At 34.0% G+C, this 14,017-nt stretch carries 14 protein-coding genes, 1 tRNA gene and 1 pseudogene; 15 read left to right on the forward strand and 1 reads right to left on the reverse strand.

Annotation, left to right across the window (positions count from 1 at the left end):
- Nucleotides 1-135: 135 nt before the first annotated feature.
- The 6 genes from NO995_RS14540 to NO995_RS14565 all read left to right on the forward strand — a co-directional run bounded on the left by NO995_RS14540 (nt 136) and on the right by NO995_RS14565 (nt 7,278).
- Nucleotides 136-1,302: a formimidoylglutamase gene (locus NO995_RS14540; protein ID WP_258228124.1), complete on the forward strand. Its 1,167-nt coding sequence runs from the start codon at nt 136-138 to the stop codon at nt 1,300-1,302.
- Between the two features lie 156 nt (nt 1,303-1,458).
- Nucleotides 1,459-2,817 (forward strand): gliding motility lipoprotein GldK, encoded by a 1,359-nt coding sequence (gene gldK / locus NO995_RS14545; protein ID WP_258228125.1) that lies wholly within the window; start codon nt 1,459-1,461, stop codon nt 2,815-2,817.
- A gap of 104 nt (nt 2,818-2,921) precedes the next feature.
- Nucleotides 2,922-3,566 (forward strand): gliding motility protein GldL, encoded by a 645-nt coding sequence (gene gldL / locus NO995_RS14550; protein WP_240573575.1) that lies wholly within the window; start codon nt 2,922-2,924, stop codon nt 3,564-3,566.
- Nucleotides 3,567-3,608: 42 nt separating this feature from the next.
- Complete coding sequence (gene gldM / locus NO995_RS14555) at nt 3,609-5,171, forward strand: gliding motility protein GldM (RefSeq protein WP_258228126.1); 1,563 nt, start codon at nt 3,609-3,611, stop codon at nt 5,169-5,171.
- 101 nt (nt 5,172-5,272) lie between these two features.
- Nucleotides 5,273-6,163: a gliding motility protein GldN gene (gene gldN / locus NO995_RS14560; protein ID WP_240573573.1), complete on the forward strand. Its 891-nt coding sequence runs from the start codon at nt 5,273-5,275 to the stop codon at nt 6,161-6,163.
- Between the two features lie 71 nt (nt 6,164-6,234).
- A complete protein-coding gene (locus tag NO995_RS14565; RefSeq protein WP_258228127.1) occupies nt 6,235-7,278 on the forward strand; it encodes an FAD-binding oxidoreductase in 1,044 nt (347 codons plus the stop codon).
- Here NO995_RS14565 and NO995_RS14570 read toward each other — a convergent pair whose 3' ends face one another.
- On the reverse strand, nt 7,279-7,668 hold the full coding sequence (locus tag NO995_RS14570) for a DUF983 domain-containing protein (RefSeq protein WP_240573571.1): 390 nt from the start codon (nt 7,666-7,668) through the stop codon (nt 7,279-7,281).
- 88 nt (nt 7,669-7,756) lie between these two features.
- On the opposite strand from NO995_RS14570, the gene NO995_RS14575 reads away from it, so the two are divergent.
- The 9 genes and pseudogenes from NO995_RS14575 (at nt 7,757) to NO995_RS14615 (ending at nt 13,713) form a co-directional block, all read left to right on the forward strand.
- Nucleotides 7,757-9,664 (forward strand): ABC-F family ATP-binding cassette domain-containing protein, encoded by a 1,908-nt coding sequence (locus NO995_RS14575; RefSeq protein WP_258228128.1) that lies wholly within the window; start codon nt 7,757-7,759, stop codon nt 9,662-9,664.
- 99 nt (nt 9,665-9,763) lie between these two features.
- Nucleotides 9,764-10,588 (forward strand): Two component regulator three Y domain protein, encoded by an 825-nt coding sequence (locus NO995_RS14580; RefSeq protein WP_258228129.1) that lies wholly within the window; start codon nt 9,764-9,766, stop codon nt 10,586-10,588.
- A 120-nt stretch (nt 10,589-10,708) separates the two neighbouring features.
- The gene (locus NO995_RS14585) at nt 10,709-10,837 is read left to right on the forward strand and encodes a CPXCG motif-containing cysteine-rich protein (RefSeq protein WP_375141563.1); all 129 of its coding nucleotides are present in this window, start codon (nt 10,709-10,711) and stop codon (nt 10,835-10,837) included.
- Between the two features lie 65 nt (nt 10,838-10,902).
- Nucleotides 10,903-10,975: transfer RNA gene (locus NO995_RS14590), tRNA-Met, on the forward strand.
- 54 nt (nt 10,976-11,029) lie between these two features.
- A complete protein-coding gene (locus NO995_RS14595; RefSeq protein ID WP_258228131.1) occupies nt 11,030-11,500 on the forward strand; it encodes a hypothetical protein in 471 nt (156 codons plus the stop codon).
- A gap of 21 nt (nt 11,501-11,521) precedes the next feature.
- Nucleotides 11,522-11,719 (forward strand): annotated as a pseudogene (locus NO995_RS14600) (site-specific integrase); the annotation flags it as partial.
- A 36-nt stretch (nt 11,720-11,755) separates the two neighbouring features.
- Nucleotides 11,756-12,361: a tyrosine-type recombinase/integrase gene (locus NO995_RS14605; RefSeq protein ID WP_375141564.1), complete on the forward strand. Its 606-nt coding sequence runs from the start codon at nt 11,756-11,758 to the stop codon at nt 12,359-12,361.
- A 6-nt stretch (nt 12,362-12,367) separates the two neighbouring features.
- Nucleotides 12,368-13,090: a hypothetical protein gene (locus NO995_RS14610; protein WP_258228132.1), complete on the forward strand. Its 723-nt coding sequence runs from the start codon at nt 12,368-12,370 to the stop codon at nt 13,088-13,090.
- A gap of 68 nt (nt 13,091-13,158) precedes the next feature.
- Nucleotides 13,159-13,713: a hypothetical protein gene (locus NO995_RS14615; protein ID WP_258228133.1), complete on the forward strand. Its 555-nt coding sequence runs from the start codon at nt 13,159-13,161 to the stop codon at nt 13,711-13,713.
- Nucleotides 13,714-14,017: the final 304 nt, after the last annotated feature.

A 14,017-nucleotide genomic window follows, 5' to 3' on the forward strand; every position in this document is an offset into this window, starting at 1 on the left:
TAAATGGTAATTATTGATTTCTTAAATTAGGAAATTATAATTATTGCTAGTTTATTTTTATGTTTACAATGTATAATAACTCATTTATTCTAATGATATTTGTAAGTAAACTAATCAATAAACTATCAGCCCCTTATGACCTTTAATTTTTTCTCGCCTGTTTCAGATTTGGTTTTAGCTCATAACGAGTTGCTTTCGGCTCAAGCTTTAGGAAAAAAAATTAAAATTCATTCCATTAAATGGGGTTTTCCTGATTTAGAAGATGTAGATATTGCTGTTTTCGGTGTTTTAGAAAATAGAAATGATATCAATTATATAGGTGAAACGTTTCAGCTTAACGAAGTTCGAAAAACGTTTTACAGTCTATTTCCAGGAAGTTGGAGTACAACGGTAGCCGATCTAGGAGATATTCAAGGCGGTGAGACGGTTGAAGATACCTACTTTGCTTTAAAATCTACTGTTAGAGAGCTTATCAAACAGAATATAATTCCGGTTATTATAGGTGGGACACAGGATTTAACCTACGCAGTCTATCGTGCTTACGATAACATTCAGCCCATGGTTAATCTGGTAAATGTCGATTGTAGGTTCGATTTGGGAGATTCATCAAAACCTATCAAGAATAATAGTTTTATGGGGAAGATTATTTTAGATGAACCCTATAATTTATTTAACTACGCAACAATAGGCTATCAAACCTATTTTAATTCTCAGGAAGAAAAAGATTTAATGGATAATCTGTATTTTGAGGCATACAGGTTAGGTGAGGTATCTAATAATGTAACTATTGTCGAGCCTGTAATGCGAGATGCTAACATGGTTAGTATAGATTTAACTTCTGTACGTGGCTCTGAAGTGAGTTTAAAACAAAAATTTTCACCAAACGGATTAGATGGCAAGGAGATTTGTGCTATGGCCAGATATGCAGGTATAAGTAATAAAGTATCTTCATTTGGTATTTATGAATATAAACCATCTAAAGATGATGACATGACTTCTATGCTTATGTCGCAAATGCTATGGTATTTTATTGAAGGTGTAAATTGTCGTGTGAATGATGAAGATTTTTCGGATGATGCCTCTTATCAAAAATTTATTTCCTTGGTAGAAGATCAGGAATTGGTGTTTTATAAAAGTATAAAGACCGGTAGATGGTGGATTGAGATTCCTTTTTTATCAAATGTTAATAATAAATTAAAAAGACATACGTTATTACCTTGCATGCACCAAGATTATATAGATGCTTGCCAAAATAAAGTACCTGAACGTTGGTATAAGGCGTTCCAAAAGAATAGTATTTAACATTTGTTACCGCTTAAAGGTTGTGTTTTATCGATAAAATGCCTTTTTTTCACGATGAAACGTATTTTTTTCCTTTAAAAAGTTGTTTTTTAAAAAATATATAAATATGTTTACGCTCTCAATAACAAAGCTTAAATAATTAACCTCGAGTTTTCTATGGATATGAAGAAGTTTATATTATTAACCGCAGTAATGACTTTGCTTGCTAGTTGTGGCTCTAACGATAAGGGTGAACTAGTAGGTGTACAAGGGAAAAAATGGCATCCGGAAAAGCCATATGGAATGGAATTAATACCGGGTGGTTCATTTATTATGGGTAAAGCCGACGATGATTTGGCTGGTGTACAGGATGCTCCTGCTAAAACCGTTACAGTACGTGCTTTCTACATGGACGCTACTGAAATTACTAACAGCGAATATCGCCAATTTGTAAATTGGGTTAGAGATTCGATAGTAAGAACTAAACTTGCTATTCTGGCTGACGAGGTTGGTAAAGTACCTGGCGATGGTGGTATTGGAGAGTATGCGTTTAAAGATGCAGATACTGCTAATATGACAGTTTACGAAAAATATATGTTCGAAAACTATACCGGATTAGGTCCAACAGGATATGAAGGTCGTAAATTAAACAAAGACATCGATTTAGTTTATGATACTGCTGAATATCCAGACGAATTCTATGCTGAGGTTATGGATACTATGTATTTGCCAATGGAAGAGTCGTATAATGGTCAACGTACTTGGAATGTTAAGAAATTTAAATTCCAATACAATTATATGGATATCCAGGAAGCTGCTAAAGCCAGAGGAGTAAAACGTAGCGATGTTATTAAAAAGGAAGAAATTGAAGTATACCCAGATACAACTGTTTGGATTAGAGATTTCGCTTACTCTTATAATGAGCCAATGCATAACGATTATTTCTGGCACGATGCTTATAGTGAATATCCTGTAGTAGGTGTAACTTGGAAACAGGCTAAAGCTTTTTGTGAGTGGAGAACAATCAATAAAAATGGATATCAAAAAGATAGAGGTGCACAAATGGTAAACCGTTTTAGATTACCTTCTGAAGCTGAGTGGGAATACGCTGCTCGTGGAGGTTTGCAAGCTGCAACGTATCCTTGGGGAGGTCCTTACACTAAGAGTGATAGAGGATGTTTTATGGCAAACTTTAAGCCAGTACGTGGAGATTACGCTGCAGATCAGGCATTATATACTGTAGAGGCAAAATCTTATGAGCCTAACGATTATAACTTATATAATATGGCAGGTAACGTAGCAGAATGGGTAAATGCATCTTACGATCCTTCGTCTTACGAATACACATCTACAATCAACCCTAACGTTAACGATTATAACAACCAGCGTAAAGTTGTACGTGGTGGTTCTTGGAAAGATGTTGCATACTATTTACAAGTAAGTTCAAGAGATTTCGAATATGCAGATTCTGCAAGAAGTTATATTGGTTTCAGAACTGTTCAGGATTACATGGGGACACAAGTAACCGGAAAGTAAGACGCTAAAACCAGAAAATCTTAATTAACTAAATCATAAACAAAATAACAACCTATTAATTAACCTACTTAAGTAATTTATTACTTAACTAAAAAATCAGAATTATGGCACAGTCAAAAGCAAGTAAAAAGTTCATGAATATGGCTTACGGATTAGGAGCAGCAATTGTAATTATTGGGGCACTATTCAAAATTACTCACATGGAGTTTGGTCCACTTACAGGTAACTTAATGTTAACATTAGGTCTTGTTACCGAAGCAATTATTTTCGCGTTATCAGCTTTCGAACCAGTAGAAAGTGATTTAGATTGGTCTTTAGTTTATCCAGAATTAGCTGGAGGTAAGGCTGTGAAAAGAGATCGTAAAGAAGAAACAGAACCATCAGGTTTATTATCTAAAAAATTAGACGAATTATTAAAAGAAGCTAAAATTGATGGTGAATTAATGACAAGCTTAGGAGAAAGTATCAAAAATTTCGAAGGTGCTGCTAAATCTATGTCATCTGGAGCAAACGGTATTGAAGCTTCTAAAAAATACAGTGAAGAGTTATCTTTAGCTGCTGCTCAAATGGAGTCTTTAAACAGCTTATATAAAGTACAATTAGAAAGCGCAAGCAAACAAGCTTCAATCAACCAAGAGCAAGTTGAAAATGCTGTGAAGTTAAAAGAGCAAATGCAGTCTTTAGCTTCAAACTTATCTTCATTAAATGGAGTATATGGCGGTATGTTATCTGCTATGAACAAAAACTAATTAGGGTCATCTAATTATTATTAACCAAAAACCTAATTAGTTATGGCAGGAGGAAACTTATCACCCAGACAGAAAATGATTAATCTGATGTATTTAATCTTCATTGCGATGTTAGCATTAAATATGTCGAAAGAAGTGCTTTCAGCCTTCGGATTAATGAACGAGCGTTTAACAGAGTCAAACAGTGCAGCCGATGAAAGAAACCTGGCGTTTTTTGACGGATTAAAGTTAAAAGCTGAAGAACAAACAGAGAAATACAAGCCTTTATTAGATAAAGCTGAGCAAATTCGAGTGTTATCTAAAAATCTTAATGATTATTTAGCAGATTTAAAATCTAAAATGTCAGCTACAGTTGATGATCCAACCGATTATGAAATTATGGACAAAGGTGATTACCTTGACAATAATTTCTTTAAAGGCGATAAATTAAAACCAGAAGGCGAAGAGTTTTTAAAACAATTGGAAACTTTCCGTAGTGGTGTTGTTGAAATCTTAGGAGATAATCCGGCAATGGCTTCAGTTGTTGCAGATGTTAACGAAAAATTCAGCACAGAGCCTGTAATCAACCGTTCAAATCAGAAAGTAGATTGGTTAGATTACCACTACAAAGGATTCCCTTTAGTGGCATCTTTAACTAAAATGACACAGTTACAATCTGATGTTAAAACTGTAGGATCAGAGATTCTAGCAAAAATGATGCAAGGAACATTGGCTAGAGAAGTGTCTATGACAAATTATACCACATTATTGGAAACTACTAAATCAGCCTACTTTAACGGTGAGACGTTTGATGGAGCAATCGTTTTAGGACGTAAAGATGGTACAACAAAACCAAATAAAGTAGAATTAACATTAGATGGTGTGAAGTTAACTGAAGACCAGTATGTTATTGAAGAAGGTCGTGTAAAATTAAAAGTAGGAACTGGTAGACCAGGTGAGCATAAAATTGAAGGTAAATTAATTTTTAATCAGGATGGTGAAGAAGTTCCTGTTGAAGTAAGTCAAACGTTTGCTACAATTTCTAAACCAAATTCGGCTACTATTTCAGCAGACAAAATGAATGTTGTTTACCGTGGTGTTAAAAACCCAATGACGATTTCATTCGCTGGTATTGCCGATAATAATGTAACTGCTTCAGCTCAAGGTTTAAGCCGTGTAAGTGGAAGTAAGTATGTTATGGATGCGACTAGAATTCAAGGTAGAGAAGTTACTATAAATGTAACAGGTAAATTACCTGATGGAAAACCAGTAGGAGACAGAGCAACATTCAGAATTAAAGATTTACCTAAGCCAACCGGTACAGTTAGAGGTGAAGATGGAGCTATTAAAATGCAACGTCAGTCTTTAGAGATTTCTACTGTTGGTGCTAAATTCGACGATTTCGATTTCGAATTACCATTACGTGTAACAGGATTTAAATTTAAAGTTCCAGGACAACCTACAATTAATGTAAGTGGAAATAAACTAGATAGCCGAGCTAAGTCTGCTTTATTAAAAGCGAAACGTGGTTCAGATGTTCAAATCTTTGACATCGAGGCTCAGGCTAGTGGTGTTAGTGTGATTCTTAAGAAAGTATCGCCAGTTATTATTGAGCTTACTAACTAATAGTTAAAATATCATATCATATCCATATTTAGATATGGATATGATATAAATTACAGAGAGCCTAGTTGAAGTTCAACTACAGAAAAATAAAACCAAAGCACATGAATTTAAAAAGTTTTTTATTAACCGTTACAACTGTTTTTACTGTATCAGGTGTGTTTGCTCAGGCTAACATTCTTAATGCAAAGAGCCCTGATGAGATTGGTGTGAGAACAGAAGCTCAAATAGCTATTGATAATGACAAACCGTTAGAGTATGGTTATGTAGACGACAGAGATATTTTGTATTCTAAAATGGTTTGGGAGAGAATCGTTCTTGACGAGCGTGCTAACTTTCCTTTATATTACCCGATAGATACTAATAATATTGGTAGCGACAGACGTTCATTGTATGATGTGCTTATGAAGAACATTAAAAATGGGAAGATAAAAAACATCTACGACGATTCATACTTTAAAACCAAACGTACCCTTGATGATATTCAAGCGGCTTTAGCAAAGGTTGATACTACAGAGTTAGGTATCGAGCAAATTAATGCCGGTGAACAATTATCTGCAGAATATATCGACAGACGCGATCTTACTGCTGCCGATATTGTAGAGTACCGTATTAAAGGTCTTTGGTATTTCGATAAGCGTCAGGCTGAGTTAAAATACCGTTTATTAGGTATTGCTCCTGTAGCTCCGGACGTTAACTTTATAGACTCTGAGACACCAGATTTAGTTGAGTTATTTTGGGTGTTTTTCCCGGATGCTCGCGAAGTACTGCATGAAGCAAAATCGTTTAATAATAAGAATAGCTCAATGCCATTCTCTTTCGATCACGTGTTAAACTCCCGTCGTTTCAATGCCATGATTTATAAAGAAGAAAACGTACAGCAGGATAGAGCAATTACAGATTATGTAACCGATAATGCATTGATGCAGCTATTGGAATCTGAAAGGATTAAAGAAAAAATTCGTGATTTCGAGTTAGATATGTGGACATACTAATTATGATTTTCATGAAAAAATAAAAAAGCCAGCTTAATTAAGCTGGCTTTTTTATTTTTTATCTTCGCAGTATGATTCAAGTTGATTATATAGTTGTAGGTATTGGGCTCGCAGGTATTAGTTTTTGCGAGCAATTAAGAGCGAATAATAAAAGTTTTGTGGTGTTCGATAATGCCTCACAGTTATCGTCAACTGTGGCCGGTGGATTATATAATCCGGTGGTGTTAAAACGTTTTACACCCGTTTGGAAATGTCAGGAACAGTTGGAACAAGCCTTACCTATGTACGAACGTTTGGAACAGGAATTAGGCGTAAAATTGGATTATAAACTGCCCGTTTACCGAAAATTTGCCTCGCTTGAAGAACAGAACCATTGGTTTACAGCGTCAGATAAACCAATACTATCAAAATATTTATCGACACAAATAGTTAAAAACACCAATGAAGCCGTAGAGGCACCTTTTGGTTTTGGGGAGGTTTTAGAAACTGGTCGTATTGATGTAAGAACCTTGATAGAGGCTTATAAAAATGAATTACAAAAAAATAATCAACTCAATGAAACTCTGTTTGATTATGATGAATTGAAATTTGAAAATAATGGTATAGAATATCGTGATATTAAAGCGAAACATATAGTATTTGCCGAAGGTTTCGGTATTAAGGATAATCCGTTTTTTAATAATCTACCGTTAAATCCTGCTAAAGGAGAACTGTTAATTATTCATGCACCAGAATTAAAAATTGACTATGTACTTAAAGCAGGAGCATTTTTAATTCCTTTAGGTGATGATAATTATATTGTTGGCGCTACTTACGAATGGAAGGACTTAACAAATCAACCTTCAGAAGTAGCGAAGGAAGAACTTTCAGCAAAACTTCAGAAAATAATTAATTGCCCATTTACAATAGTAAATCAGGTGGCAGGCGTGCGCCCAACAGTTAAGGACCGCAGACCATTAGTAGGACATCATGCAGATTACAGAAACATGTACGTACTTAATGGATTAGGTACGCGAGGTGTAATGATTGGGCCGTATGTAGCCAGTCAGTTATATGATTTTATTGAAAATGAATTACCATTAGAGTCTGAAATTGATATAAAACGCTTTCAGTAATTACTTCTTAGGTTTCGCAAATGACTTATCGTAATGGATGAAAAAGTTAATCCAGATATTTCTTGAAAGTCTTAAAATAACGGGCATAAAAACAATAAGAGTTGCTACAATAGAAATAAACATGGCGTTTAAGCCTGCATTAAATACAAAATAAGAAATTACAAAAGCCGCAACGGCAAAAGCGATACCAACAGCATAACTTACGTACATGGAGCCGTAAAAGAATGACGGTTCTATTTTATATTTCGTACCGCAATTACTGCAGGTTTCATGCATATCTAAAGCTTCAGAAAGTACATAGGGATTTTTGTTTTTAAACATCGATTCTTCATGGCACTTCGGGCAAGTTCCGGTGAATATACTATATAGTTTTGAGCCTTTTGAAAACATATTATTTAATGTACTTTTGCATTCTTAATCTTTCAGAACAAATATAATTTTTTAAACTTTACGGTTCTGTGATATAAGTTACAATTCTATGCTAAACATTCATAATTTATCGATTTCGTTTCAAGGCGAATACCTGTTTGAAGATATAACGTTTAAACTGGTTGGTGGCGATCGGGTAGGACTTATTGGTAAAAATGGAGCAGGTAAATCGACCATGCTTAAAATTTTAGCTCGAGAATTAGAACCAGATACGGGGCAAATTGCTTCCGATAAAGATTTAAAAATAGGATTCTTGAAACAGGATATCGATTTTATTCTTGGTCGTACTGTTTTAGAGGAGTCTTATCAGGCTTTCACCGAAATAAAGGAGTTAGAAGCTCAAATGGAACAGGTGAATGCTGAATTAGCCGAACGTACCGATTATGAAAGTGATGCTTACCATCAGTTAATGGTCGATATTAACGATCTGCAACATCAATACGAAATACTTGGAGGTTACAATTATCAGGGAGAAACCGAAAAGATTCTTCAGGGCTTAGGATTTAAACGCGAAGACTTTAATAAACTTACCGATACCTTTTCCGGAGGATGGCGTATGCGTATAGAATTGGCTAAGTTATTGCTTCAAAGTAATGATATTTTATTGCTCGATGAGCCTACCAACCACTTGGATATCGAATCTATTATCTGGTTAGAAGGGTTTTTAAAATCGTATTCTGGAGCTGTGGCCATCGTTTCGCACGATAAAATGTTTTTAGATAATGTAACGAATCGAACTATTGAGATTTCATTGGGACGTATTTACGATTATCCGAAACCGTATTCAAAATATTTGGTGCTTCGTGAGGAACTAAGAACACAACAATTGGCTTCTCAAAAAAATCAACAGAAACAAATCGAACAAACCGAGAAACTTATTGAGAAATTCCGCGCCAAAGCTTCAAAGGCAACTATGGCGCAATCGCTTATTAAAAAGCTGGATAAAATAGAGCGAATTGAGGTTGATGAAGATGATAACAGCGTAATGACCTTAAATTTCCCAGTATCTGTAACACCTGGAAAAGTAGTTGTAGAGACCGATAAGATTTCTAAAAGTTATGGGAATAATGAAGTGTTGCGTGAAGTAGATTTAATGATAGAGCGCGATAGCAAAACGGCTTTTGTTGGGCAAAACGGACAAGGGAAATCGACTTTAGCTAAAATTATTGTCGGCGATATTAAGCACGAAGGAAGTTTAAAACTTGGGCATAATGTACAGATTGGATATTTTGCACAAAATCAGGCGGAGTATTTAGATGGCAATAAAACCATTCATGATACGATGATTGATGCTGCTAATGAAACCAACCGTAGTAAAGTCCGTGATATTTTAGGATCGTTTTTATTCAGAGGCGATGAAGTTGATAAATATGTTCGTGTACTTTCAGGTGGGGAGCGTAACCGTTTAGCTTTGGCAAAATTAATGTTACAGCCGTTTAACGTGTTGGTTATGGATGAGCCCACCAACCACTTGGATATTAAATCGAAAAATGTATTAAAAGAAGCGTTAAAGCGTTTTGAAGGAACTTTAATTCTGGTATCTCACGACCGTGATTTTCTTCAAGGTTTAACAGATCGCGTTTATGAATTTAAAGATCATAAATTAAAAGAATATTTAGGCGATATCGATTTTTACCTTGAACAACGTAATGTTGAAAATCTTCGTGAAGTAGAAAAACGTACAGTTGTAAAAGAAACACCTAAGGAAACAAAACAACAATCTTACGAAGATCAGAAAAAATTAAAATCCTTAAACAATAAATTAAGTAACGTTGAAGCCAAAATTAACGATATAGAACGTAAGATTAAAGTTATTGATGCAGAGCTTCTAATTAATTATGAAGAGGTCACATCTAAACCTAATTTCTTTGACGATTATGAAAAGCTAAAGAACAATTTAGATAGCTTAATGGAGCAGTGGGAAGCTATTCATTTTGAGATAGAAGCCTTTGAATAGACTATTTGTTAAAATTTAATGCATTTCATCGAATAAATATGTTTTTAGTCTAATTGTTGTGTATATTCGTGTAAGAATTAATCCCAAATCAATTCGACCATGAAAAAACATTACATTTTAGTTCTAACACTTTTCGTATCAGCTTTTGCATTCGCAAAGGTATCACCAGGAGAAAAAGAGGCTTTAGTGGCCATTTATAATGCTACAAATGGTAGTCAATGGAATTCCACTTGGGATTTAAACACTGCTGTTGAAAAATGGTATGGTGTAAAAGTACAAGATGATAAAGTTGTTGAAGTAAACTTACAGTTTAACAACCTTCAGGGGGTATTACCAGCTGAAATTGGAAACTTGGTGAATTTGAAAAAATTGAATTTAGGATTCAATAAATTAACAGGAACTCTGCCTTCTTCAATTAAAAATTTACAGGAATTAACATCTTTAGAATTGTTTATGAATGGTTTTGAAGGTTCTATTCCTGAAGAATTAGGGCAGTTAAAAAAGTTAGAGTCTTTAAAAATATACAGCAACAAGTTTTCAGGAACAATTCCACAGGCCATTATGGGATTAACCAATTTAAAAGAGTTACTAATGGGAAGTAACTTTATTATAGGAACCATTCCAACTGAAATTGCAGCTTTAACGAAATTAGAAAAATTGAGTTTAATGGATAACAAGCTTGAAGGCGAAATTCCAGCAGAAATGGCTCAATTAAGAAACTTAGAAGAGTTAGTGTTATCAACAAATAAATTAACCGGAGATTTGCCTTTAGAGTTTATGAATCTTCCAAAGTTAACTACGTTAATGGTTAGTGATAACAATTTAAATAGAGAGTACGTTACAGTTTCAGGAAACAATCCTCCAGGTCTTATGTATTTAGATTTACAAAATTCGACCGCAACAATGGATATTGAAAAAGAATAGTAAGTTTTTGTTTAAATTAATTATAGTTTTAAGAAGTCAGCCTTGGTGCTGACTTTTTTTGTAACTTATATTATGGTTGAACATTTTTTTATTTGTCCGTATTGCTGGGAACATATCTCAATGTTACTTGATAGTAGTGTTTCAAATCAGCAATATATTGAAGATTGCGAGGTTTGTTGCCAGCCAATACAGGTGAAATTAAATTTTTTTAATTCAGATTTAATTGACTTTCAGGCTACTAAAATTTAATTAAAATATTTTTCAAATATAAGTTTGCAGAACTTAAAAAGGATTGTATATTTGCACCACAATATCGCGGGATAGAGCAGTAGGTAGCTCGTCGGGCTCATAACCCGAAGGTCACAGGTTCGAGTCCTGTTCCCGCTACGAAGCCGAAAGGCAGTAAAATCAACGGTTTGGTGTCACCAAACCGTTTTTTTTATGTCCAATATTTCTGATATATTGCAAGGTGAATACGAAAGTGAATACGGAAACGAATACGATTTATCTGTGCAAAAACAATTTTCCAAGCCCAAAATCTACACAGCCAGTGGTAATTTAAAGAAACGTTGGTATGTCTATTTTTCTTACCGGGATCCGAAGACGAATACCTTAAAACGTCAATCTCCAATCTATGCCAATGCGAATCGGTATCAAACCAAAGAAGAGCGTATGGCAATTTTGACTGTTTACAGTCAAATTCTATTTAAATTACTTAAAAGAGGCTACAATCCTTATGCTGATAATGTCGAACTTTTTAAAAAAGAAACGGCAAAACAGCGTACAGATAACACCACGGAGACTCCTGAAATTAAAATCACACCCAAAGTTGAGCTAAAGTCAGAACAATCAGAGGAAGTCGTTGACAAAGTAAAGTGTATAGAAGAAGCTTGTGTATTTGATATGACTTAAAAAAAACAGTCTCTTAAAGAAAGTAGTATTAGGTCGTATAAAAGCCATATTAAAGTTTTCTGTGAATGGTTAAAAGATAATCACCCAAAGATTACATTCATCCGTGAAGTTGATAGAAAGCTTATTTTAGAGTTTTTGAATCATATACTAACCAATTCTTCAGCCAGAAATAGAAACAACTACAGAGCCAGTTTAAGTAGCTTATATCAAACCTTAGAGGATAATGATATTGTTAGCCAAAACTTTATTAAGAATATAAAAGCATTAAAAACACAACCCAAACGCAATAAAACCTATAACAAAGAGCTTCAAGAGGATATCTTTAAGCATATGGAAGAGCAGGATCCAACACTTTTGTTGTTTGTAAAGTTTGTGGCCTATGGCTTGTTAAGACCAATTGAGATTTGTCGTTTAAAAGTAGGTGATATAGACTTGAAACATAAAACAGTCACCTTTGAAGCTAAGAATAAAGCCTTAAAGACTAAAATTATTCCAGAGATTTTATTTCAAGAATTACCCGACTTAAGCAAATTTAACAAGGAAGACAGTTTGTTTACACCACAAGGCATAGGGGGAGAGTGGCATTTAGGTGATGACAGTAAACGTAATTACTTTTCAAAGCGTTTTAAAAAGATCGTCAAGGATACCTTTGACCTAGATTCAGAGCATAGCATGTATAGTTTCAGACATACCTTTATAACGAAGTTATACAGAGCCTTGGTAAAGGAGTCTTCACCCAATGAAGCTAAAAGTAAATTAATGCAAATTACAGGTCATAATACTATGGATGCTTTAGAGAAATACTTAAGAGATATTGATGCCGAATTACCAAAAGATTTTTCAGAATTACTAAAAAGTTAGCCCCTTATGAAATCATATGAAGATATACAATTAGAACTTCTAAGTAATTTGTTTTGCGCTTCGGTGTATTACTTGCCTTTAGGATTATTAGAGATGGCTGGCGAAACGACACCGGTGTTGTTAAGTCATGCTAATAGGATGTTGCTTTTTGAGAAAAATGGACACAATTATTTAGTAGACCAACAACCGGTTAGTGTTCATGTATTCCCTAAATCATTCCTTTTAGATAATAACATATACACCCTCTTGGAACTGATTGAGACCGAACCTAAGACAAAGGTTAAGTTTTTAATCGATCGCTATACAACCTATGTTCAAGGGTTTGTTCGTATTTACAATTATTATGTAGAGTACGTGAAAATGGACATACCTGATGTGAGTAAGGATCAGTATAATGGATTTGTACAACAGTTACATATCACACAGCAGCATTTAGAAGAGCTTAAAGAGCGGTTTGGTAAAAAAGTAAATAATAAACCGGAAGTAAAGCAGGTGTTGGTTTCTGAAAATAAAGCCCTGGAGGAAACACTGGAAGAAGTAAAACGTGTGTTGATTCCGAATGTTAATAAAGACTCTGATAAATTAGAATTTAAGTTAAAAGAAACTAAGACGTCTAAAGCTCAGGATGCAAGAAAGCAGTATATTGAAGAACTAAAAGAGCAGGCAAGAAGCGAAGCAGAGTTTGTCCTGTTAACACAAGTGTTTAATGTGCCATTAGAGACCAATTAAAGTTAACCATGGAAGCAACATTTTAAATAACCACTTTTAAATAAATCTATAAAACGCCCAAACATCACATGAGTAAAAAACACCCAGTAAAAAACAGTGACCCATCAGTAAACCTAAGATTATCTCAGGAATTAAAAGATACCATAAAATCCGAAGCAGCTAAGAAAAATCTAACGGTTTCCAAATATTTAAGAGAACTGCTTGAAAATATTTATAGTGGTGATTACTGTAAAAAGGAAGTTGTTGGTGAAAAAGTAGAAACTTTTTTGTTTTCACAGGACTTTATGCAGTTGATTGTATGGATGTATACTAAGAAGGCTGATAAAAAGAAAACGGAATCAAAAGATGAGTTGAATAGATATATTTCAACATTAAAGAAGGTAGAAGGCCATATGCCTGACAATTTAGTTAGGGAGTTTGATAAAATATTGCAGGATATTATAAAAGTTAGAAATGATGAAAACAAATATTTGCCACATTCTTACACTTTTATAGATGCATATTCTGAAAAGGAAAAATTTAATTTTAATCTTCTTCAGGAGTTTCTTTTAAATGACGATGCACTAAGTCGATATGTCTTTTTGAAAACATATAAACCTAAACTTTCCACCCTTAAATGGTAGAAATTTAGCTAATAAATATTTGTGATATTTTATGTGATACATTTGTGATAAAAAAATATCACAAAATAAAATTAGGGGTGGTGTAGATGACAATTGTAGTCAAAAATGCCATTTTGATGGGTTTTAGGGGTGTTTTAAGTTGTTGCATCCAATATTGGTTGTTTTTTAATTGTGTGATAAAATTAAATTTTGGTGAAGAGTATTCTTTCGGATTTACCATTTATATATAGGTTACATTATTACTTTACAATGAGATGGTTTTTATTTAAATAAATTTCCAAGAATGAATATGACTAGTGGGAAA

Origin of the sequence: Aestuariibaculum sp. M13, assembly GCF_024723255.1 — a bacterium.
In the GTDB taxonomy this organism is placed as follows: domain Bacteria; phylum Bacteroidota; class Bacteroidia; order Flavobacteriales; family Flavobacteriaceae; genus Aestuariibaculum; species Aestuariibaculum lutulentum.

What these genes read in the sequence shown, in the direction of transcription:
- gldN (WP_240573573.1), top strand. Translation starts at nt 5,273, where the DNA reads ATGAATTTAAAAAGTTTTTTATTAACCGTTACAACTGTTTTTACTGTA.
- gldL (WP_240573575.1), top strand. Translation starts at nt 2,922, where the DNA reads ATGGCACAGTCAAAAGCAAGTAAAAAGTTCATGAATATGGCTTACGGA.
- NO995_RS14580 (WP_258228129.1), top strand. Translation starts at nt 9,764, where the DNA reads ATGAAAAAACATTACATTTTAGTTCTAACACTTTTCGTATCAGCTTTT.
- NO995_RS14575 (WP_258228128.1), top strand. Translation starts at nt 7,757, where the DNA reads ATGCTAAACATTCATAATTTATCGATTTCGTTTCAAGGCGAATACCTG.
- NO995_RS14595 (WP_258228131.1), top strand. Translation starts at nt 11,030, where the DNA reads ATGTCCAATATTTCTGATATATTGCAAGGTGAATACGAAAGTGAATAC.
- NO995_RS14585 (WP_375141563.1), top strand. Translation starts at nt 10,709, where the DNA reads ATGTTACTTGATAGTAGTGTTTCAAATCAGCAATATATTGAAGATTGC.
- NO995_RS14570 (WP_240573571.1), bottom strand. Translation starts at nt 7,668, where the DNA reads ATGTTTTCAAAAGGCTCAAAACTATATAGTATATTCACCGGAACTTGC.
- NO995_RS14565 (WP_258228127.1), top strand. Translation starts at nt 6,235, where the DNA reads ATGATTCAAGTTGATTATATAGTTGTAGGTATTGGGCTCGCAGGTATT.
- NO995_RS14615 (WP_258228133.1), top strand. Translation starts at nt 13,159, where the DNA reads ATGAGTAAAAAACACCCAGTAAAAAACAGTGACCCATCAGTAAACCTA.
- NO995_RS14540 (WP_258228124.1), top strand. Translation starts at nt 136, where the DNA reads ATGACCTTTAATTTTTTCTCGCCTGTTTCAGATTTGGTTTTAGCTCAT.
- NO995_RS14610 (WP_258228132.1), top strand. Translation starts at nt 12,368, where the DNA reads ATGAAATCATATGAAGATATACAATTAGAACTTCTAAGTAATTTGTTT.
- gldM (WP_258228126.1), top strand. Translation starts at nt 3,609, where the DNA reads ATGGCAGGAGGAAACTTATCACCCAGACAGAAAATGATTAATCTGATG.
- gldK (WP_258228125.1), top strand. Translation starts at nt 1,459, where the DNA reads ATGGATATGAAGAAGTTTATATTATTAACCGCAGTAATGACTTTGCTT.